The sequence below is a fragment of the Streptomyces humicola genome (assembly GCF_024436035.1).
Taxonomy (GTDB): Bacteria; Actinomycetota; Actinomycetes; order Streptomycetales; family Streptomycetaceae; genus Streptantibioticus_B; species Streptantibioticus_B humicola.
Genome location: NZ_JANFNG010000004.1, coordinates 273,547 through 293,785 on the forward strand (window position 1 = coordinate 273,547; position 20,239 = coordinate 293,785).

19 protein-coding genes and 1 pseudogene are annotated in these 20,239 nt (G+C 70.6%); 6 read left to right on the forward strand and 14 right to left on the reverse strand.

Going from position 1 to position 20,239, the window contains the following annotated elements; genetic code table 11:
- From NGB36_RS08985 to NGB36_RS09015, 7 genes are read right to left on the reverse strand one after another with little or no spacing between them, the layout of a single operon-like run.
- The gene (locus NGB36_RS08985; RefSeq protein ID WP_255919617.1) at window positions 1–459 is read right to left on the reverse strand and encodes a TadE family protein; all 459 of its coding nucleotides are present in this window, start codon (window positions 457–459) and stop codon (window positions 1–3) included.
- Window positions 460–475: 16 nt separating this feature from the next.
- Window positions 476–751 carry a hypothetical protein gene (locus NGB36_RS08990; protein WP_255919618.1) on the reverse strand — a complete coding sequence of 92 codons (276 nt, stop codon included), beginning with the start codon at window positions 749–751 and terminating at the stop codon, window positions 476–478.
- Window positions 752–790: 39 nt separating this feature from the next.
- On the reverse strand, window positions 791–1,699 hold the full coding sequence (locus tag NGB36_RS08995; protein ID WP_255919619.1) for a type II secretion system F family protein: 909 nt from the start codon (window positions 1,697–1,699) through the stop codon (window positions 791–793).
- Window positions 1,696–2,643, reverse strand: coding sequence for a type II secretion system F family protein (locus NGB36_RS09000; RefSeq protein WP_255919655.1), 948 nt, complete (start codon window positions 2,641–2,643; stop codon window positions 1,696–1,698). Before NGB36_RS09000 ends, NGB36_RS08995 begins: the two co-directional genes overlap by 4 nt.
- A 2-nt stretch (window positions 2,644–2,645) precedes the next feature.
- Entirely contained in the window at window positions 2,646–3,950 is a 1,305-nt protein-coding gene (locus tag NGB36_RS09005) for a TadA family conjugal transfer-associated ATPase (RefSeq protein WP_255919620.1), read from the reverse strand.
- A complete protein-coding gene (locus NGB36_RS09010; protein WP_255919621.1) occupies window positions 3,947–4,834 on the reverse strand; it encodes a hypothetical protein in 888 nt (295 codons plus the stop codon). Before NGB36_RS09010 ends, NGB36_RS09005 begins: the two co-directional genes overlap by 4 nt.
- Before the next feature lies 1 nt (window position 4,835).
- The gene (locus tag NGB36_RS09015) at window positions 4,836–5,624 is read right to left on the reverse strand and encodes a hypothetical protein (RefSeq protein ID WP_255919622.1); all 789 of its coding nucleotides are present in this window, start codon (window positions 5,622–5,624) and stop codon (window positions 4,836–4,838) included.
- Window positions 5,625–6,034: 410 nt separating this feature from the next.
- On the opposite strand from NGB36_RS09015, the gene NGB36_RS09020 reads away from it, so the two are divergent.
- From NGB36_RS09020 to NGB36_RS09030, 3 genes are all read left to right on the forward strand, one after another.
- Entirely contained in the window at window positions 6,035–6,358 is a 324-nt protein-coding gene (locus NGB36_RS09020) for a hypothetical protein (RefSeq protein WP_255919623.1), read from the forward strand.
- Between the two features lie 218 nt (window positions 6,359–6,576).
- Window positions 6,577–7,224, forward strand: a complete 648-nt coding sequence (locus NGB36_RS09025) for a hypothetical protein (protein ID WP_255919624.1) — start codon at window positions 6,577–6,579, stop codon at window positions 7,222–7,224.
- Between the two features lie 59 nt (window positions 7,225–7,283).
- A complete protein-coding gene (locus NGB36_RS09030) occupies window positions 7,284–8,246 on the forward strand; it encodes a hypothetical protein (RefSeq protein WP_308288822.1) in 963 nt (320 codons plus the stop codon).
- Window positions 8,247–8,441: 195 nt separating this feature from the next.
- On the opposite strand, the gene NGB36_RS09035 is transcribed toward NGB36_RS09030, so the two are convergent.
- Both NGB36_RS09035 and NGB36_RS09040 read right to left on the reverse strand, forming a co-directional pair.
- On the reverse strand, window positions 8,442–10,601 hold the full coding sequence (locus NGB36_RS09035) for a protein kinase domain-containing protein (protein WP_255919626.1): 2,160 nt from the start codon (window positions 10,599–10,601) through the stop codon (window positions 8,442–8,444).
- Between the two features lie 372 nt (window positions 10,602–10,973).
- Complete coding sequence (locus tag NGB36_RS09040; protein WP_255919658.1) at window positions 10,974–11,318, reverse strand: hypothetical protein; 345 nt, start codon at window positions 11,316–11,318, stop codon at window positions 10,974–10,976.
- Between the two features lie 44 nt (window positions 11,319–11,362).
- On the opposite strand from NGB36_RS09040, the pseudogene NGB36_RS09045 reads away from it, so the two are divergent.
- Window positions 11,363–13,300 (forward strand): annotated as a pseudogene (locus NGB36_RS09045) (FtsK/SpoIIIE domain-containing protein); the annotation flags it as partial.
- Here the strand turns inward: NGB36_RS09045 and NGB36_RS09050 are convergent.
- The 3 genes from NGB36_RS09050 to NGB36_RS09060 all read right to left on the reverse strand — a co-directional run bounded on the left by NGB36_RS09050 (window position 13,281) and on the right by NGB36_RS09060 (window position 15,239).
- On the reverse strand, window positions 13,281–13,589 hold the full coding sequence (locus NGB36_RS09050) for an alpha/beta fold hydrolase (RefSeq protein WP_255919627.1): 309 nt from the start codon (window positions 13,587–13,589) through the stop codon (window positions 13,281–13,283). The pseudogene NGB36_RS09045 and the gene NGB36_RS09050 sit on opposite strands and share 20 nt — an antisense overlap.
- Window positions 13,589–14,212, reverse strand: a complete 624-nt coding sequence (locus NGB36_RS09055; RefSeq protein WP_255919628.1) for an alpha/beta fold hydrolase — start codon at window positions 14,210–14,212, stop codon at window positions 13,589–13,591. Before NGB36_RS09055 ends, NGB36_RS09050 begins: the two co-directional genes overlap by 1 nt.
- A 325-nt stretch (window positions 14,213–14,537) precedes the next feature.
- On the reverse strand, window positions 14,538–15,239 hold the full coding sequence (locus NGB36_RS09060) for an iron-dependent transcriptional repressor DtxR (protein ID WP_255919629.1): 702 nt from the start codon (window positions 15,237–15,239) through the stop codon (window positions 14,538–14,540).
- A gap of 151 nt (window positions 15,240–15,390) precedes the next feature.
- On the opposite strand from NGB36_RS09060, the gene NGB36_RS09065 reads away from it, so the two are divergent.
- On the forward strand, window positions 15,391–16,182 hold the full coding sequence (locus NGB36_RS09065; RefSeq protein WP_255919630.1) for an SIS domain-containing protein: 792 nt from the start codon (window positions 15,391–15,393) through the stop codon (window positions 16,180–16,182).
- On the opposite strand, the gene NGB36_RS09070 is transcribed toward NGB36_RS09065, so the two are convergent.
- Window positions 16,170–17,489, reverse strand: a complete 1,320-nt coding sequence (locus tag NGB36_RS09070; RefSeq protein WP_255919631.1) for a PAS domain-containing protein — start codon at window positions 17,487–17,489, stop codon at window positions 16,170–16,172. The genes NGB36_RS09065 and NGB36_RS09070 overlap by 13 nt on opposite strands.
- 335 nt (window positions 17,490–17,824) lie before the next feature.
- Window positions 17,825–18,448: a pyridoxamine 5'-phosphate oxidase gene (pdxH, locus tag NGB36_RS09075; protein WP_255919632.1), complete on the reverse strand. Its 624-nt coding sequence runs from the start codon at window positions 18,446–18,448 to the stop codon at window positions 17,825–17,827.
- Between the two features lie 370 nt (window positions 18,449–18,818).
- On the opposite strand from pdxH, the gene NGB36_RS09080 reads away from it, so the two are divergent.
- Complete coding sequence (locus tag NGB36_RS09080) at window positions 18,819–19,919, forward strand: citrate synthase 2 (protein WP_255919633.1); 1,101 nt, start codon at window positions 18,819–18,821, stop codon at window positions 19,917–19,919.
- The last annotated feature ends 320 nt before the right edge of the window (window positions 19,920–20,239 follow it).

The following is a 20,239-nucleotide window of genomic DNA, read 5'->3' on the forward strand; positions in this document are numbered from 1 at the left end:
TCACCCGCCCCCGTCCGGTACGAAGCGTTCGACCGGCCCCTGCGACAGCGTGTCGACGGTCAAGTCGAGCCCCGGGAACACCGACGGGACGCGCGCGGTGATGCGTATGCCGACCTGGTGCGCGGCCGGTGACACGGGCTGGACGTTCACTCCTTCGAGCAGTTGCGGTCCGAGCTGCTGAATGTAGCTGTCGGCGGTGGAGCTCGCCTCACCCTGCCAACCCGCGGGGTTCGCGTCCGCCTCGGCGCGTGCCTTGCGCGCGCCGGCCTGCGCCGCGGCCTGGGCCACATGGTCGGCGAAGAAGTACAGGGCGAACTGCACCGTCGCGAAGATCATGAAGAACAGGACGGGCGTCAGGAACACGAACTCGATCGCGGTCATGCCGGAATCGGACACACCGGAGTCGCCGCGGGCGGCGTTCAGCCGGCGGCGGATCAGAGCGGCGAGGCGTCGAATCACGGACAGGTTCGGGCAATCAGCAGGTGCTGCTTGCGGTGGCACCCTTGATGCAGTTGCCGACCTTGTTCGCGCCCTGGCTCAACGCGGAGTTGATGATCGCGGCGACCACGCCGACGATCGCCACCACCACCGCAGAGATGATCACCCACTCGACCGCGGACGCGCCGCGGTCCAACTCCCTGCTGCGCGCCCGCTGCACACGACCCTGCAGAAACGTCACCAGGAAGGTGACGGCCGGGTCGGCGAAGTCGTTGCGGCTCTTCAGACCCTTCAGCCTGTTCAGCGTCTGCATGATGTGGCAAGTCCTCTCGAAGTAATGGTTGTCCGGGTCTCAGACCGAAAAGACGCGCATCGCGGCCGGGAAGATCAGGAAGACCAGAAAGCCCGCGCAGAGCAACAACTGGGCAACGAGCATCGACTGCGATTTCTCGCCCGCGCTGCCCTCGATCTCGGCGAGTTCGCGGTGCCGCATCGTCTCCGCTCGCGATCCGAGCGATTCCCGTACCTTCGCTCCGTCATCCGCGACGAGCGCCAGCGAAGCCGACAGATCCTTCAGCTCCTCGATGCCCAGCTCCTCGCCGAGCTGCCCGAGCGCCTCCCACTGGCTGGTCCCGGTGATGCGGGCGTCGGCCAGGCAGGTGCGGATCCGCCGCAGCGCCCATCCGTCGCTCACCTCGGCCGCCGCCATCAGCGCCTCGGGCAGCCCTCGGCCTCCCGCGAGGTTCATCGCCACCAGGTCGAGGTACGCGCCGACGACGCGTCGCAGGTCGCGCCGCTTCGCCGCGGCGTCCCTGCGCACCTCGACATCGGGCAGAAGGAAGAAGACGACGGCGCACAGCACCGCGAGCCAGACGGGGATGACGGGACTGCTGCCCATGCCGATCGTCCACGCGACGGCGAAGACGAACGGCCCGAAGAAGACCCCGACCGCAGCCAGCAGCACCTTCGTTGCGAGGAACCCCTCCCAACTGCGCTGCAGCACCGCCAGATCCGCACGCAGCGACCGCTGCTGCCATCCCTGCTGCACATAGAACTCGGCGACGCGCTGCCCGATGCGGGACCGTACACCGGGCTCACGCTGTACAGGCGTCCCGCCGATGCCGCCCGCGGGCCGGGCGGCGCGCAGCGCGTCGATGCGCGCCACCTGCGCCACCGCGCCGCGCCGGCTCGGCATCAGCGCGCGTACCAGGACGAAGAGCCCGAGGCCGAATGCGGCCCCGGCCAGTACGGCCAGCGTCATCGCACCGGCACCCCCCACTGCTGCTGCCCGGGCGCCCCCGCGCCGGGCATCTCGTCCCGCCGCAGGAACCGGTCCGGCGTCTCGATCCGCGACAGCTTCCGCAGCCACCAGAACCCGGCCGCGAACAGCGCGCACACGCACGCCAGTACCAGCTGCCCGATGGCCGTCCCGTACGGGGCGACGAAGTCGCGGTTGAAGACGGCCAGCCCCAGCACGAACGCCACCGACACCCCGATCACGATCTGCACACTGCGCCGTGTGCTCGCGCGCTGCGCCATCACCCGCTGCCGCATGTCGACCTCCTCGCGCGCCGACTTCGCCAGCGCGCCCAGCACCTCCCGCAGCCCCGGCCCCCGCAGCCGGGCGTTGAGGATGAGCGCCGCGACGACGATGTCCGCGGACGGGTCGTCCAGGTCGTCGGCGAGCTGGTGCAGCGCATCCGGCAGCGGGGTACGGGAGCGCAGCCGGTCGACGAGGCCGTCCAGGTGCGGGCGCAGCGCCGGGGCCGCGGCGCGCGCGGACGCCGGAATCGCCTGCTCCAAGCCGACCGCCCCCGCGATCGTGTCCCGCAGCGACTCCGTCCACGCCGCCAGCGCCTCCACCCGCCGCATCGCTGCCCGCTCCTCGGCCGCGCCGCCGAAGAGCCGGTCCCATGCGAAGACCAGCACCCCCGCCGCGATCCCGGCGATCGGCCACCGGGTCAGCAGCAGCACGAGCAGGCCCGCACCCACGGCGAGCGACCCGCGCCGCGTCAGAAAGCGCAGCAGCTCGGCCGGATCCCGCCGCGATCCGCCCGGGCGGTCGCCGTTCGCCTTGGCCGGCAGGCCGCGCACCGCCACCACGAGCAGCGCGATCCCGCCGCCCGCGACAGCGCCGCACACAAGCCCGTACAGCACGGGAAGCGAGAACACCCCGCCCATATTCAACGAGCCCATCGAGCCCATGCTCACCACGCCCCTGGTGGCTGATAGCCGTGCGCGAGGAGCTCATCCAGGCACGCGACCGGCGCATGCGCATGCGGCCGCCCGTCCGGGCCCTCCGCGAACACCTCGGACGACAGCACCCGCCCGTCCACGCCGTTGACCTCCCGCACGGAGGTGACCACGCGGCGCAGCGTGCCGCCGCGGGCGAAGTCGTTGCGCCGCTCGATGAACACGACGAAGTCGATCGCGCCCGCCACCAGCATCTGGGAGGCCTCGATCGGCAGCCGCTCGGCCGCCTGCAGCGCATAGGTGGAGATGCGGTTGAAGACCTCGGAGGAGCTGTTGGCGTGGATCGTCGACAGCGAACCGTCGTTGCCCTGCGACATCGCATTGAGCATGGTGACGATCTCGTCGCCGAGCACCTCACCCACGATCACCCGTGACGGGTTCATGCGCAGCGATCGGCGCACCAGCTCCGCCATAGTGATCGCGCCGTGTCCCTCGGAGTTGGGCAGCCGCTCCTCGAACGCCACCACGTTCGGGTGAAGTTCGGGGAACTGGTCCAGCCCGAGCTCCAGCGCCCGCTCCACCGTGATCAGCCGCTCCGACGGCCCGATCTCGTTGGCCAGCGCCCGCAGCAGCGTCGTCTTCCCCGCATTGGTCGCCCCCGCGATCATGATGTTCTTACGTGCCGCCACCGCCGCGGCCAGGAAACTCCCCAGCTCCTGCGTCAGCGTCGCGTTGCCGATCAGATCGGCGAGGAAGACCTTGCCGAGCCGGGCACGGCGGATCGACAGCGCAGGACGCCTCGTCACGTCCATCACCGCCGACAGACGCGAACCGTCCGGCAGCCGCAGGTCGAGCTGCGGATTGGCGGAGTCGAACGGCCGCGACGACAGCCCCGAATACGCGCCGAGCACCTGTATCAGCTCGACGAGCTCCTCATCGCTCTCCGCGACCGGCTCCCCGCGCACCTCACGCCCGTCCGCGTACCCCACGAAGACCTGGTCACAGCCGTTGATGTCGATGTTCTCGACCTCGGCGTCGTCCAGCAGCGGCTGCAACCGCCCCACCCCGAACAACGCGGCGTGCACGGCCGCCGCATACGCCTCCTCCGCCTCCGCGCTCGGCGGCGTGCGGCCCACCGTGATCTCGGTGCGCGCGTACTCCTCCAGGATCTGCGCGATCACGGCGCGCGCGAACTGCCGCTCGTCCTCAGCGGACATCGGCGGCAGACCGGACACCTGATCCAGGCGCCGCTGCTCGGCGATGCGGTCGCCCGCCTCCTGCCGGAACCGCTTGACGAGCTGATGGTCGACCGCGCTCATGCCGGGCCCTGTCCATACGGGTACGACGTGGACGGGTGCGACGCGGACTGACCCGCCGTGGCCTGACCCGCCGTGGCCTGGTACGACGTGGCAAGGTTGAACCGGTGGAAGACGTCACCGGCGACCTGGCGCGCCGAGCGCACGAGAAGCGACTTGCCGACATGACCGCGCCGCCGCCCCGCCAACTGCTCGGCCCCGGCCGGGTCGTAGGCGAGCGTCCCCACCACCTGCGCGCCGATCTGCGCCGCGATGAGCATCGTGTTGACCTGCCCCGCGATCTTCTCGCCGCGCCCCGGCTCGGCGACGAGCAGCACACCGATCGGCGGAAAGCCGAGCTGGGCGGCGCCCCGGTGCGCGCCGTGCAGCTTCGCGGACAGGGCCGCCGCCCGGTCCCGTACCCGGGCGAGATGCTCCGGCTCCGTCCGCGCCAGCAACAGCACCAGCGAGGCGTGCGGCAGCAGTTCTTGCACGGGACCGTCCGCCCCGATCCGCCCGCAGTCCGCGATCACGTCGGCGCCGCCCTGCGGCGAGTCGGCAAGCGCGGCGAAGGCCCGCCCCAGCGTCGGCCACAACCCGCCAAGGCCGGCGGCCTGTTCGGCACCCCCCAGCCCCACCAGCACATCCAGTCCGCCCGCGATGGGCTGCGCGTGGTCCCAGACCTGCTCGGCGACCAGCCCGCGCCGGGCCGTCGCGGCGAGCGAGAGCATGCCGGTGTTGGGGTCGAGCGCACCACCGTGCGCGGCAGCACTGCGATAGACCAGGTCTCCGCCGGCTGGGTCCACCTCTGCGAACAGCGCGCGGCGCGGCCACACCGCGGCCAACGCCACGGCCGCAGTGGTCACACCCGGCGAGCCCTTGTCGGCGGCAAAAGCGATCAGCGCCATGTCAGCTGCCGCTGCCGCTCGGGACCACGACGAGCGCCACCTGCCCGGCGGAGGCCGCTTGAGCGAGCGCCGGCGCATCGCTCTGGTCGACCACAAGCGTCACCGGCAGATTTCCGCTGCTCACGCCGTTGCTGTCGGTGCTGGGGGTCGCGGACTGCACGGTCGCGCTCGCGGCCAGTAGATTCCCGCCGCCGGCGGTGCTCGATGAGGACGTCTTCCCTGAACCAGGCCCGGAAGAGGAGCCCGAGGCGGCGCCGGAGTCTGTGCTTCCGCTCGTGCTCACCAGATAGGCCGCCACCGTGTCCCCCGCCTTCAACCCCGGCGGATACTGCCCGTCCTTGAGTGACAGCCCGACCAGCACCTTCCCGGAGGCGAGCCCGCTCTGCTGCGTCAGCATCTCGCCGACAAGCGCCGTACCGGGCACGAGAGTGGTGGCCGCACGAAAACCGGAGAGCTCGTTCCGCTGCGACCACGGCACATAGTTGATTCCCGTACCGGATGCGACGTCGACCTCGGTGATCGCGGAGGAGGGAATGGACTGCCCCTGGGCGACCGGCGCGATGATCTTGATGGCCTGAATCTTGTTGCCGGCGCGCAGCACCAGCACCGTCGAACCGAGCGCCCCCACGAGAATCAGCAGCACGGCGAGTGCGGCCAACGCGGGCTTGCGCTCCCGCGGAGCGACCGGAAGCCGCTCACCGACGCCCTGACCATAGCCCTGCCCCTGACCCGCCGTGGCGACAGGCCGGTTGGCACCTCCGCCGGCACCGGTGCGTTCCTTGGTCCTCACGCAATATCCCCGAAGATCCCCGAAGCTGGTCGCTCACTGGCTCACTGACGTCACAGGTCCCCCTGACAGCCCCTCCCCGACCGTCAAGCCATCCGACGGTATCAGCGGCGCAGAAAGCCCCTCAAGGCGCATCCGATAACAGCAGCCTCACGACTGACGCGCCCGGCGCACGCAGCCGTGATCACTTGGCAGGCCATCGGATCTCACGCCCGCGCCGCGGGAAAAGCGAAGAATCGAGAACGCGTGGCCGTCGGCCGCGGATGTAGCCGTACCCAATGTCGTACGCGGCGAACGGAATCCCGATCCAACATCCAACGACAGAACTCCGCCAAATCCTTCTAATTCTCCCGACCTGGCTGACGACTCCGACCCGGCATCCGTCCGCGTCGAGAAGCACGAGATGCGGCCCGTTGCCACGGCGCCTGACGAACGCATCGGCGATCGACGGAATACGCCAGCCCCTCACCCACACCAGCTCCCCGACCGACCGCCCGATCACGCCATCGCTCTCCTCACCCTCCGCACGCCCGGCCAACGGCCCGCACTCCGTCGCCCGCCGCAACGGCAGCGTCACGGCGCCCAGCCACAACGCAAACCCGGTCACGGAGAAGAAGTCGCCGGAGCTGGAGTCGCTCTTCCCGGCAGCGGCGCCGTGCCCCTTGGCGTGGCTGGTCCATCCGGGACTCCCCACCGATGCAACTCCATCGCGGACGAATGACCCCCAGCGATGCTGACGCGTGGACCCCTCCGGCACGGTTAGAGACAAGCACCGACTCAGATTGTTCACCTCTGAATGACCGTAGAGTGCCTGCTCGATTCGCCGCATACCTGAATCGGCACGCTCACTGCCGGTGTGTGCGATCTTTGCAATGTGGTCACGATCGACCTCAACTCGCCCAAGAACCCGTAGCGTATGGGCGCTTGTGCCTCACAGACAACGGGAGATACGCACGTGACCACCCGCACCCTGACCACTGCGGCAACGCTCGTCACGGCGGCCGGCCTGCTGCTGACCGGATGTGGCAGCGGCAGCGGCAGCAACCAGAGTTCCGGGCCGATCAAGGGAGCGCAGAGCGCTGCTCCGTCGTCAGCGGCACCGTCGGCGTCGAGCTCTGTTCCGCGGCCGCAGATCACGCTGCCGAGCGATCTCCATCTTCGCTTCGAAGGCGACAAGACCGGCGATCCCACCAAGGACGCCGTGCTCTATGACAACGAGCAGTTCATCGAAGCCACCCACCAAGCCATCGCACGCAGCAACCCCAACGACAAGGCATATCAGTTCTACTCGGAGGGGACAGCAGGTGCGGACACGTACAACTGGATCAAGACCTTCGTCGACGCAGGCATGCGCTCCACCGGCACCGCGCGCTACTACGATCGTGAAGTGACGATCGGCAGCGGCGGCTGGGCGACGATCAGCTACTGCGAGGACGAGAGCAAGGCGTACGGCAAAGACCTCAAGACTGGCAAAGTCGACGTCACGCCGGTGACGAAGAATAGCTACGTGTACTACGCCGGTTCCGTGAAGAGGAACAGCGAAGGCATCTGGGTTGCCGAACAGATGACGTCACAGCGGGGGGCCGCAAAGTGCCAGCCATGATGCGGATACGTGCCATTGCACTCACCGCCAGCGCGATCGCCCTGGCGGTGCAGCCTTCGTTGGCCTACGCGGACTGGCCTCCGGGTGGTCAGACACAGTTCCCGAGCGGGCCTTCTGGCAATGCGAGCAGTGGCCAGATATCCGCGACCGCCGCAGGCATTCGGTACGACACGTCCAAGAACGGCAGCGGACCCGCCGTCGGGGGCCTGTCCCCGACGACCACCTGGACGCCCCCTGCGTGCTGGTACGCCCCGACCTATACGCCGCAACAGTTCCAGCAGGAGAGTGAAGCCATCTGGAGCGAGCCGTCCGTCGGGTACCAATGGGTCAACCAGCAACGTGACCGCTACGTGAACGGCCATCCGTACACGAACTTCAACCTGGACAAGGCGGGGCATGGCTACTGGTGGACGGCCATCCCCAATCCCGACCGGCTGACCGATCCGAATGCCTTCTCATGTACAGAACAGCCCTTCTGGGTTGACAACGGTCAATCGCCGCCCCCGATCCAGAACGTCATCAGCCCTCAGGTTCTTGCGGAGCTTGCCTACGCGAAAGTACTTGTGCCCAACCGCGCGATCGACATGAATCCGGCTGGCATACAGACCGTCAACCTCAACACCTGGGCCTGGCTAGACAAGGCCACCTTCAAGCCCGTCTCCGTGACCGCGTCACTGCCCGCGCTCAACATCTCTGCCACGACCACCGCGACTCCCGTCGCGCTGCACATCGATCCCGGCACGCAGGACGCCAATGTTTACCCCGCCTCCGGCGACTGCCCGATCAACGCGGACGGGAGCATCGGCACCCCGTACACCTCCTCCGACGGGAACAACGTTCCGCCGTGCGGGCTCACGTACCTGCGGGCGACGACGAGCTCCGGGCCGTATCAGCTGAGGGCCACCATCACCTGGAGGATCCGCTGGACCGGAACGGGCAATGCCGGCGGCACTCTGCCTGATGGGACCTTCGGCACGACAACGCCCGTCAGTGTTCAGGAGGTTCAGACCGTCGTGCGGTGATCCTTCAGTCCGGCGCATGCCGATGGGGCATATCGAGCCCTCGGATGTCCACCGGAGTCCACGGGGTTTCTCCGCTTGATCGAGTGGCCCGCGCACGCTGCCAGGCCTCCTTGCTCATACCGCGTGGCAGAGTGCCGGCGTCGCGTGGCGTTCTCGGACAGGATGCCAGGCACGGCATGCCTCTCTTTTCTTTGCTCACGCTGACACGGCCGGCAGCGCAAAGACATGGCCGCCCAGGGTTGCGATGATGCGGCCGGTGGCGTTCGTCAGTTGCCAGACGTCCGTCGGCGGAGCGGCCGGCTTCGGCGGGCGGAAGTTCCACGTCACCGTGCCGGTCGACCGGTTCAGGGCGTAGATGCCGTCCGTGACTGTGTTGCTTGCCGCGTACACGGCGTTGTCCGTGACCACGAGGTCGTTGCCGTTGCCGGCGCCTGCGAGATGGGTGGTCCACAGCTGGCGGCCGTCGGAGGCGGACAGGGCGCGCACGCCCGTGGTGTTGTCGCCGACGTAGACCACGCCGTCGCGGACCGACGGGGCAGAGAGGAAGGAACCGCCGCCCGGCGACGACCATTTCTGGTGGCCCGTGGCGAGGTCGTAGGCCGTGATCGCCTCGTCCGTGACGAAGACCGTGCCGTCGGCGATCGCCGGGAGGATGGTGTTGCCCTTGCTCGCGAAGGGAACGGACCACAACTCCCGGCCGTCAGCCGTGTCGCGGACGGTCAGGGCGTTGGTCGCATCGTCCGTGGAGGCGAGGTAGCGGCCGCTCACCGTGCCGAACGCGCCCCCCACCGGGGTCTTTCCGCTGACCGGGATGCGCCAGCGCTCGCGCTGGCGCGTGGTGTCGATGCTCAGCAGGACGGGGCGGCGGTTGGCCGTTGCGAAGGCGTAGACGGCGTCGGTGTCGACAGCGACGAACGCGTCGATGCTGGTCAGAGGCGAAGGGCGCGGCCACTGCCATTGTTGGGCACCCGATGTGGGGTCGAGAGCGATGACGTTCCCGGTTGTTCCTGTTCCTACCAGCGTGTTCGCACCCGCGAACATCGGGTATGCCTTCCGTCGGCCGTTCTGCGGACCGCCGATTCGTCCCTGACCGGTCCACACCTGCTTGCCGGTCGTCAGCGACAGCGCGGTCACGTCACGGGTCGGCAGGATCACCGACTGCCCGGCGGCCCAGACGATCTGGTTGTCCGTGTCCTCGCCGTCGTAGGTCCACAGGGGCGTGGGCTGATGCGATGGCTTGTCGCCGTGCCCATCGCCCTGGACGAACGCCACGGCCGCTCCCGCGCCGCCGAGCGTCACCACACCGGCCGCTGCGGCGATGGTGAGGAAGCGGCGGCGGGAGGGGGCCGTGGGTGCCACGGTGCGCGGCGCCGTTACGGGCTCGGGCGCAGGCACCGGCGCAGGCGTGGGCACGCGCGCGTGGACCGGCGGTACCGACGGGGACGGGGGCGCCGCCATCAGCGGGGCCGTGTCCAGGTCGAGGATGCGCGAGGCGTGCTGGGCGATGGTGGAGGCGACCGGTCCCGGCAGCCAGCCGCCCCGCAGCACCGACAGCCCGCGGCCGGCGACGCCCTCGGCGATCTGCTGCGGTGTGGGCCGCTTGCCCGGGTCCTTGGCGAGGCATTCGGCGATCGGTGCCTGAAGCGCCGCGGGGACGGCGCTCAAGTCCGGTTCCTCGTGAACGACTTGGTAGAGCAACGCGGCAGGGGCGCCCGCACCGAAGGGCATCTCGCCGGACGACGAGTACGCCAGCACCACGCCGAGCGAGAAGACGTCACCCTCCGGTCCGACGACCCGTCCCATCGCCTGTTCCGGCGACATGAAGCCGGGCGAGCCGACGACGACGCCCGTGCTGGTGAGCCGTTCGCCGTCGATGGCCCGCGCGATGCCGAAGTCGATGACGCGCGGCCCGTCCGCCGTGAGCAGCACGTTCGACGGCTTCAGGTCGCGGTGCACAAGGCCCGCTCCGTGAATTCCCCGCAGCGCCTCCGCCAGGCCGCCGGCCAGCGCCCACACGCTCTCCTCCGGCAGCGGGCCATGCTGCGCGATGACGTCGTCGAGGCCGGGCCCGAGTACGTACGCCGTGGCCAGCCACGGCAGCGGACCCTCCGTGTCGGCGTCGACGACCGGTGCGGTGTACGGGCCCGAGACCGCTCGCGCGATCTCCACCTCGTGGCGGAAACGCCGCCGGAACTCCGCGTCCTCGGCGAGCTCCGCGCGTACCACCTTCACCGCGACCGTACGACCGCCCGGGCTGCGCGCGAGATAGACGCGGCCCATGCCGCCCGCCCCGAGCCGTCCGAGCATCCGGTAACCACCGAGGACCTGCGGATCGCCCGACCCCAAAGGCTGCACCCGCAGCCACCCCCGTCCAGCGTTCGACGTACGGCATACGCCCGTTCGCGCCCGTTCGGCGCCGGTCGAACCCGAAGCTTAACGGGCCGCTCGAACGCGGTGTCCTCCTGCCGGGCGTGGCGGATATCGTCCGTAGCGCCGTCCGTATGGACCCCTTCCCTGACCACGGAGGACGATCGTGCGCCTGACCTTGACCGTCGTCGACCCGTTCGGCGGTGACCGGGCCGATGTGGTGGTCGAGGCGGAGGCGGAGACGGCTGTCGGGGAGCTCGCAAAGGAGCTCGAACGGCAGGTCGGGGGCGACGACGGGCGGGTCATCGCGCTGCGGGAGCACGGCGCGCAGCAGCAGGGCGCACCGAGGACGCCGACCGTCTACGTCGACGGGTTCGCCGTCGATCCGTCCCGTACCGTCACCGACTCGCCGCTGCGCGAGGGCGCCGTCGTCAGTCTCCACGATCCGGCCGGCTGCCTGGGCGGAGAGCCCACGGGGGCGGTGGAGATCAGGGTCGTCGGCGGGCCGGATGCCGGGGCGGTGCACCGGCTCGGCGTCGGACGGGTGGAGATCGGCCGCGGTGCGACGGTACGGATCCGCATCGACGACCCGGAGATGGCCGAGCGGGCCGCCGCCGTCGCCATCGGGATGGACGGGAGCTGCCGGGTCACCATCGGCACCCGGACCACGGACTGGCGGCTCGGAACCCAGCTGGCGCTGGGCAACTCGCTGCTCGAACTCTGCCGTTACGCGCCGCCGAACGCCGCGCTCCTCGGACGTGATCGACGCACCCGACGCCGGGCGCATCGCCAAGTCCACACCCGGCCGGGCGTATGTACGGCTCGGGCACGCCTCCCTCGTACCGTTCCAGGCGGGGCGCGTCGGCGGGCGGCATCCCGGGACGGCCACGGCCGGCCCCCCGCGCCCGCCGTGGTCCGCACCGGTCGACTGGCAGGGGCTCGGGCGCCCACAGGCGCGCCGCCCGGCGAACGCGCAGGCGTCCCAGGGCGACGACGAGATCACCGACTTGATGGTGCTAGTGGAGGCCGTGCGGGCAGCGAACGACCGGCTCGCCGTGCCCGCACAGCACAGCCCGTGGCTGCCGCCGCTGCCCGAGACGCTGGTGCTGGACGAGCTGGAGGAGCTGGAGGAGCTGGAGCAGCCGGCGGAGCCGGGCGGGATGCCCGTGGCGCCGTACGGTGTCGAGGACCTGCCGGCACAGCAGGCACGGCGCACCGCGGCGATCGATTTCGCGGCCTTCGGTCATCTGCTGGCCGCGGGCGCACCGCGTTCGGGCCGCTCGCAGTTGCTACGCACCATCGCCGGCTCACTCGCGCTCACGCACAGCACCGCTGATGTGCACCTGTACGGGATCGACTGCGGTAACGGCGCGCTGGCCGCGCTGACGCGGCTGCCGCATTGCGGCGCGGTGGTCTCCCGGGCGCAGACGGAGCGCGCGGTCCGGTTGATCGCGCGCCTGACACAAGAGATGACACGGCGTCACGAACTGCTTGCGGCCGACGGGTGTGCGGACATCGGGGAGCAGCGGGCATCAGCTGCGCCCGGCGACCGACTGCCGCACATCGTGGTGGTGCTCGACCGGTGGGAGAGCTGGCTGGCGGGGCTCGGCGAGGTGGACGGCGGGCAGCTGACGGACAATCTGTTCGCGATGGTGCGGGAGGGCGCGAGCGTCGGCGTGCACCTGGTGATCACAGGGGACCGCACCCTGCTGACGGGCCGGATCTCCGCGCTGACGGAGGACAAGATCGCCTTTCGACTGGCCGACCGTTCGGACGCCTCGATGATCGGGATCAATCCGCGCAAGTTGCCGGATGAGATCCCGGCCGGGCGGGCGTACCGCAACGAGACCGGCATCGAGGTGCAGATCGCACTGCTGGACACGGATCCGGGCGGGCAGGCGCAGGCCGCCGCCCTCACCTCGATCGGGGAGCGGGCAAGAGAGCGGGACGCGTCGCTGTCGCGCGAACAACGGCCGTTCCGCGTCGATGTGCTGCCGTCACGGCTGAGCTTCGAGGATGCGTGGCGGATGCGCGATCCGCAGGGGCCGGCGGGAGCGTCGCGGCTGTGGGGCCTTGCCGGCGTCGGTGGCGACGAACTCACCGCGTACGGGCCGGACCTGGCGGACGGGCTGCCCGCCTTCGTGATCGGCGGACCGTCGAAGTCCGGGCGCTCGACGGCCCTGCTGACGCTCGCCCGCTCCCTTTTCGCCCAGGGCACGCGCCTGGTGGTGGCCGCGCCGAGGCCGTCACCGCTGCGGAGGCTCGCCGAACACCACGACGTGCTGCGGCTGTTCACCGGCGAGGACATCCCGGCCGACGGGCTGACCGAGGCGCTGGAGAGGGCGGGCGGCGAGCCCGTGGCCGTCATCGTCGACGACGCGGAGCTGCTGCGCGACTGCGATGCCTCGCCCGTACTGCGCGAGATCATCGCGCGCGGCAGCGAATCGGCGCATGCGCTGGTGTTCGCCGGGGACGAGGAGGACATCTGCTCCGGCTTCGCCGGCTGGCAGGTCGACGCCAAGCGGGCGCGGCGCGGGATGGTGCTGTCTCCTCAATCGACGATGAGCGGCGACCTGATCGGCGTGCGGCTGCCGCGCAGCGCGGTGGGCAGCGGTCCCACGCCGGGCCGCGCGCTGCTTCACCTCGGCGACGGCGAACTGCTCACGGTCACGGTGCCGATGGCGTGAGGACCTCCGCCAGGAAGGAGTCCACCGCGGACTGCCAGGCGGCCGGCTGGTCCCAGGGGACGTGATGGCCTGCGTCCGCGATCTCGGCGTAGCTGCCGTGCGGCAGGACGCGGACCATCTCCTGGGCCTCGGCGCGGCCGAGTTCGCCGTCCCAGCCCCTGACGACCAGCGTCGGGCAGCGGACGTGCGCCAACTCCTCCCAATGCGCGTCCGGGATCCACGGCTCACGGGAGCTGAGCATGTGGGCGAAGGAGAACAACGGCCACCAGCCGTCGTCGCGCTCCTCCATCACCTCGGCGAAGAATGCGCCACGGGCGGGACGCGGGCGCTCCAGCGTCGGATCGTCGGACCCGAACCACTTGCCGACGTCGGCGAGGGTCGCGAACGGCAGCGGCCAGGATGCGAACCACTCCTCGCCTCGCCGAGTGCGGAGGCACGCATGTCGCAGATGACGAGGGCGCGCACGAGATCGGGGCGGCGGGCGGCGAGCTGCCAAGCGGTGAGGGCGCCCATGGAGTGGCCGATGACGACGGCCGGGGCGAGGCCGAGCTGTTCGATCGCGGCAGCGGCGTCGGCGATGTACGCCTCGCGGCTGTAGGGGCCGTCGGGGTGGTCGGAGCGGCCGTGGCCGCGCTGGTCGAGGGCGACGGGACGGTAGCGGGCGGCGAGCGCGCGGGCCGTGGCGGCCCAGTGCGAGGCACGGCCCATCAGGCCGTGGAGGAGCAGGACCGCGGTGCGCGTCTCGCCGTACTCGCTGAACTCGTCGTCGCCGAAGAGCGCCATGATGCCGTCCACTGCGCAGGCATCGGCATCGGTGCGCTCGGCGTGCTCGTCGCGCGGCTTGTGCTGGTCGGTGTAGTCCCAGGCGGCGAGCTGCACGCCGCCTGCTCCGGTCACGTCGATTCGCCGCATGGGGCACCCCCGGGCTCCACCTGCCCGGCCGGACGGCCGAACAACGACACGATATCGAACGTCCATTCTAAAGAGTCGGGCCCGCGCACAACATCGCTCTTTCGAGTGATGGCGCTCAAGTGTGGTCCGGGCCTGCCGAGGGGAGAGTTCAGGCGGGAGGGACAAAGTCCCCCAAGGCGAGGGGAAGGACCCGGGGAGCTCGGGGTTCCGGGTACGGCGCCCGGGGGACGGAAGGGGAGGAAGGGCCCCGGCACCATGCGGTGCCGGGGCCCCTCTCCGTTCAGGCGTGGTGATGGACGCGTGGTGGTGGTGCGGACGCCGGACGTCAGGCCTTGGCGACGAAGACATGGCTCGCGACATCCTGCGTGAGCTCGGCTGCCTCGCCGCCACTGCCCACCAGCACACCACCCGCCGCGCTCGACACACTGACCACGGCGCCCGGCTGCACACCGGCCCGCCGCAGTGTGTACATCAGCTGCGCGTCGGTCTGGATCGGCTCGCCGATCCTGCGGATCACCACGTTCTTCGACTCGGAGCCGCAGTCGGGGGCCAGCTCGGCGAGGCTGACCGTGCCCTCGTCGAGGAACGGGTCGGCCCCCGCCTTCTGGCCCAGCTCCTCCAGGCCCGGGATCGGGTTCCCGTACGGCGACTCGGTGGGGTGACGCAGCAGCTCCAGCACCCGCCGCTCCACCGCCTCGCTCATCACGTGCTCCCAGCGGCAGGCCTCCGCGTGCACCTGCTCCCACTCCAGGCCGATCACGTCGACAAGCAGGCACTCGGCGAGCCGGTGCTTGCGCATGACGCGCGTGGCCAGCCGCCGCCCCTCGTCGGTGAGCTCCAGGTGGCGGTCGCCCGCCACCTCCACCAGACCGTCGCGCTCCATCCGCGCCACCGTCTGGCTCACCGTCGGCCCGCTCTGGTCGAGCCGCTCGGCGATGCGGGCGCGCATGGGGACCACACCCTCTTCTTCGAGCTCGAGGATGGTGCGGAGATACATCTCCGTCGTATCGATGAGGTGTCCGGACATCTATGCCCCTCACTAGCTCGTGCGTGGCCCTGCTACCAATTCTGACGCATGGCACCGACAAGACGGCCCCATGCCGTGTTGACAGTCCGCAGCGCCAGGCTTCACCGTGATCGGCAACAATTCGACCGGGAGCGGCCGTCCGGAGGCCCACATGGCACACGTTGGCACGGCGACATCAGCCGTCGGCGGGGCGGGTCGCGATCTCGCCGGGCAGTACCTCGACGCGGCCATCGGCCTACTGGAACGGGTACGGGACGAGGAGGCCGGCGCCGTCACCGAGGCCGGCCGGCTGATCGCGGACACCGTCGAGGCGGGCGGGCGGATCTTCGTCTTCGGGGCAGGGCACTCCTCCCTGCCCGCCCAGGACATCGTCTACCGGGCGGGCGGCCTCGCCCTCGTCAACCTGCTCGCCGTTCCCGGCACCGTCGGCGTGGACGTCATGCCCGCCACCCTCGGCAGCGCGCTCGAACGCGTCGACGGCCTCGCGGCAGCCGTCCTCGACACCAGCCCGGCCCGCGCGGGCGACGTGCTGATCGTCATCTCGCTCTCCGGACGCAACGCGCTGTCCGTCGAGATGGCGATCAACGCTCGCGCCCTCGGCCTGAAGGTGATCGGCGTGACCTCGCTCGCCTATCCGCAGGCGACGAAATCGCGCCACTCCTCCGGCACGTATCTGAAGGACCACTGCGACGTCGTGCTCGACAACAAGATCGCCGTCGGCGACGCGGAGCTGGCCACCGACGACATCCCGGCCCCCTTCGCCCCCGCCTCCACAGTCGTGACCTGCGCACTGGTACAGGCGGTCGTGGCGACGGCGGTCGGCGCGCTCGCCGGCCGCGGGATCACGCCCCCGCTGCTGCGCTCCGGCAACGTCGACGGCGGTCACGAGTGGAACGGGCGGATCATGGCCGAATACCGCGACCGGATCTTCTACCGGTCCTGAACCGGCCCGGCGAGGTCGAGCGCCGCCGCGACCCGGGCGGCCACGTCCTCCGCGTACGCCGCATCACCCGCGTCGAACGGCTGGCGGGAGGCCCCCCTCAGGAACGTCACGACGCCGAGCGTCCGCGCCCGGCTGCGCAGCACCGAGCACAACCCGTGCACCGTCCCCTCCGGCCAGCACCACTCCTCCACCTCCGCAGGCCCCAGCTGCGAGGCCCGCACCGAACCGGTGCGCCCCAGCGCCTGCAGCGCCGGGTGCCCCTTCTCGTACCGCACCGGTATCCCGGCCGCCGCCGAGTCCGCCGGCAGACAGGGTCCCGACCCGGCCGCCGGCGTGCCCGCGGCCCGTACGAGCCTGCCGCCCGCCTCCACCACATCGAGCAGCGCGTGATCGGCGAAGCCGGGAAGCGCGAAATCCAGGTAGCAGGTGGCCGCCTCCATCGGCTCCTCGCACTCGATCGCCGCCCGCGCCGCGCGCCGCAGCTGCGTGATGCGGAAACGCTGCCGCGCCGCCTCCTGCTCGGCGGCCTTGGTGTCGGTGATGTCGTGGAAGAGCCAGCCGACGCCGAGCGGCACCGGCTCCTCTCCCAGCGGCGACCCCAGGCGTACGAAGCCGCTGCGCAAGCACAGCCGCCGCGCCTCGGGATCGGCGCGGGGCGTGAGCCACAGGTCGACGGCGGCGGGCGGGGTGCCCTCGGCGAGCACGTGATGGAGCACGTTCTCCAGCTCCTCCACCCCCTGCGCCAGCACCTCGCCGAGCGGGCGGCCGAGCATCGTGTCGCGGCCGGTGCCCAGCGCGCGGGCCGCGTGGCCGTTGACCACGGCGGGCCGCAGATCGGCGTCGATGAGGACGACGCCCCAGGAGGCCTCCTGGAAGAGCGCGTCGCTGAGCGCGATCGAACGCTCCAGATCGATCTGGGCGTGCACCTCGGAGAACGCGCAGTAGACGCCGACCGGCGCACCGTCGAGGGCGTGCACGGCGCATGTCTGGGCGCGCACCAGCACCCGGTGGCCGTCCTTGGTAAGCAGCGCGAACTCGTGCACCTGCCTCCCCGGGCGCCGCATCACCCCCAGCAGCCTGGTCATCAGCTCGTCGGCATCGGCGGCCCGCACGGCCCAGCCGGCGAGGCCGTGCCGGCCCACGGCGTCCTCGGCGGTCCAGCCGAGGACTCGGGCGGCCTCCGCGTTCCAGTGGGTGACGACGCCATCGCTGTCGAACGCGCACAAAGCGGCGTCCATGCTGTCGAGGAGGGCGGCGAGGAGCTGCTCGTCGCCGCCGCTCAGCGGCTGCGCGTCGGGAGGCTGCACATTTACCCATTCAACTCCGCTGTGACGCAGCACACACACGCTTCACGAAAATCGCTTGTCCCAAAGCGATCGGGTTCTTACTGTTGCGAGTACACGGAGAGGAGGTGGTCCGAAGAATGAATGCTTATCGGACGCGTGAGGTGACTGCGGGCTAGCGCCGCAGACCTCGCCTGCGACGCGATCTGCGCAGCGCGGGCCTAATCCAACGAAGTCACCCGACCCGTGGGCTACCGGCATCGTCCGGCCGGTCCTGGAGCTTCGCCGCCGCGCAAGCGGCTGGTGTCAGTTCCAGGCGGCAGCCCACGGGTCGTCTGCGTTCGTGTCCACGTTCGTGCTCAGGGGCACAGGCGCTGCAGGGTCCACCCCTCACCCTTACGGGTGTAGTAGAGCCGGTCGTGCAGCCGGTTCTCCCGGCCCTGCCAGAACTCCACGGTCTCCGCCTCGACCCGGAACCCGCCCCAGAACGGCGGTGCCGGCACCGCCTCGCCCTCCGGATACCGCGCGGCCAACTCCTCGTACCGCTGCTCCAGCTCCGCCCGCGACCCGATCGGCGCCGACTGTTCGCTCGCCCATGCGCCGAGCTGCGAGCCGTGCGGACGGCTGCGGAAGTAGGCGACCGTCTCGTCGCGCCCGACGCGGGTGACCGCGCCGCCGATGATGACCTGCCGTGCGATCCCGTGCCATGGGAAGAGCAGCGAGGCGTACGGGTTGACCGCGAGGTCGCGGCCCTTGCGCGATTCGTAGTTGGTGTAGAAGACGAAGCCACGGTGGTCGTAGCTCTTGAGCAGCACCGTGCGCGAGCTGGGGCGGCCCGCGCGGTCCGCCGTCGAGACGACCATCGCGTTCGGCTCCATCATCCCGCTGCGCGCCGCGTCGGCGAACCAGCGGGCGAACTGCTCGTACGGATCATCGGCTACGTCCGATTCATCCAGTCCGGCCGCGCGGTAGTGCGCACGCATGGCCGCGGGATCAGGGTGAATGTGGCGGATCTGATGGTCACTCTCGCGGCGGGGCACTCGCACATCTTGCAGTACGGGACCCGTCGTCCGCCCGCGGGGTCCGGTGGGCGCCCTTGGAAGGCGGGAGTGTGCCGGACGTCACGCTTCCCGTCACTCGCCGGAACCGCCAAGATTACGATCTGGACCGCTGTGGCCTCTCGACATCAAGAGATATCGTGGCGCCCGGCAACTACCCGACCGCACGCCCATGGAAGCTCAGGCCGCCACCCACACGCGCTTGTTTTCTTCTGGGCCGGGTGACCCGCACAGGCGCGGGGCATGACCGGGGTGTCACAAGCCACCCGTCGACCACATCATGAGGAGCCGCCTGATGTCCGACTTCGTTCCTGGACTCGAAGGAGTCGTCGCGTTCGAAACGGAGATCGCCGAACCCGACAAGGAAGGCGGCTCCCTGCGCTATCGCGGTGTCGACATCGAGGACCTGGTCGGGAAGGTCTCGTTCGGCAACGTCTGGGGCCTGCTCGTCGACGGTGCGTTCAACCCCGGGCTGCCGCCCGCCGAGCCGTTCCCCATTCCGGTGCACTCCGGTGACATCCGCGTCGACGTGCAGTCGGCGCTCGCCATGCTCGCGCCCGTGTGGGGCCTGAAACCGCTGCTCGACATCGACGCGGAGCAGGCGCGCGAGGACCTTGCCCGCGCGGCGGTCATGGCACTCTCCTACGTGGCACAGTCGGCGCGCGGTCAGGGCCTGCCGATGGTCCCGCAGAGCGAGATCGACAAGGCCCACAGCATCGTCGAACGCTTCATGATCCGCTGGCGCGGCGAGCCCGACCCCAAGCACGTCAAGGCAGTCGACGCGTACTGGACCTCCGCCGCCGAGCACGGCATGAACGCCTCCACGTTCACCGCCCGCGTGATCGCCTCGACCGGCGCGGACGTCGCCGCCGCGCTCTCCGGTGCGGTGGGTGCCATGTCCGGGCCGCTGCACGGTGGTGCGCCCTCCCGGGTGCTCGGCATGATCGAGGAGATCGAGCGCACGGGGGACGCGGCCGCGTATGTGAAGAAGACCCTCGACAAGGGTGAGCGCCTCATGGGCTTCGGCCACCGTGTCTACCGCGCGGAGGACCCGCGGGCGCGCGTGCTGCGGCGTACCGCGAAGGAGCTGGGGGCGCCGCGCTACGAGGTCGCCGAGGCGCTGGAGAAGGCAGCGCTCGAAGAGCTGCACAACCGCCGCCCGGACCGCGTGCTCGCCACCAACGTGGAGTTCTGGGCCGCGATCATGCTGGACTTCGCGGAAGTGCCGGCGCACATGTTCACGTCGATGTTCACGTGTGCGCGCACGGCCGGGTGGAGCGCGCACATCCTCGAGCAGAAGCGGACCGGCCGCCTGGTCCGGCCGTCCGCCCGCTACGTCGGACCGGGCCCGCGCTCGCCTCAGGACGTCGCGGGATGGAGTGGCATCGCGGGCTGACCCGGTGCCGTGACCAGCCGGGTAACGTGCCTGAGGTCACGTGCGCGCGTCCACGTCGGTGACCAGCCCAGTCACGTGCGCCTTGGCACCGCGCCGCCGGCGTGATTGGCCTGATCACGTGCCTGGGCTCACGTGCGCGCGGCACCGCTGGCGTGACTGGCCCGGTCACGCGCCCGGGCTCACGTTGCGCCGTGGCGTCGTTGGGGGGTCGGTGCCGCTGTGGGGTGCCTCCTCGGCGCTCGAACGTCACGTGGCCTGCTTGTGTGCCGCGCGGTTGTTCTCGTCGCCTGCGGGGGCACCCCTGCGCGTCCCCTCCATTG

Excerpts from the sequence above, each read along its gene's own strand:
- NGB36_RS08990 (WP_255919618.1), bottom strand. The coding sequence starts at position 751 with ATGCAGACGCTGAACAGGCTGAAGGGTCTGAAGAGCCGCAACGACTTC.
- NGB36_RS08995 (WP_255919619.1), bottom strand. The coding sequence starts at position 1,699 with ATGACGCTGGCCGTACTGGCCGGGGCCGCATTCGGCCTCGGGCTCTTC.
- NGB36_RS09000 (WP_255919655.1), bottom strand. The coding sequence starts at position 2,643 with ATGGGCTCGATGGGCTCGTTGAATATGGGCGGGGTGTTCTCGCTTCCC.
- NGB36_RS09005 (WP_255919620.1), bottom strand. The coding sequence starts at position 3,950 with ATGAGCGCGGTCGACCATCAGCTCGTCAAGCGGTTCCGGCAGGAGGCG.
- NGB36_RS09010 (WP_255919621.1), bottom strand. The coding sequence starts at position 4,834 with ATGGCGCTGATCGCTTTTGCCGCCGACAAGGGCTCGCCGGGTGTGACC.
- NGB36_RS09050 (WP_255919627.1), bottom strand. The coding sequence starts at position 13,589 with ATGGAGGAGCGCGACGACGGCTGGTGGCCGTTGTTCTCCTTCGCCCAC.
- NGB36_RS09055 (WP_255919628.1), bottom strand. The coding sequence starts at position 14,212 with ATGCGGCGAATCGACGTGACCGGAGCAGGCGGCGTGCAGCTCGCCGCC.
- NGB36_RS09060 (WP_255919629.1), bottom strand. The coding sequence starts at position 15,239 with ATGTCCGGACACCTCATCGATACGACGGAGATGTATCTCCGCACCATC.
- NGB36_RS09065 (WP_255919630.1), top strand. The coding sequence starts at position 15,391 with ATGGCACACGTTGGCACGGCGACATCAGCCGTCGGCGGGGCGGGTCGC.
- pdxH (WP_255919632.1), bottom strand. The coding sequence starts at position 18,448 with ATGCGTGCGCACTACCGCGCGGCCGGACTGGATGAATCGGACGTAGCC.
- NGB36_RS09080 (WP_255919633.1), top strand. The coding sequence starts at position 18,819 with ATGTCCGACTTCGTTCCTGGACTCGAAGGAGTCGTCGCGTTCGAAACG.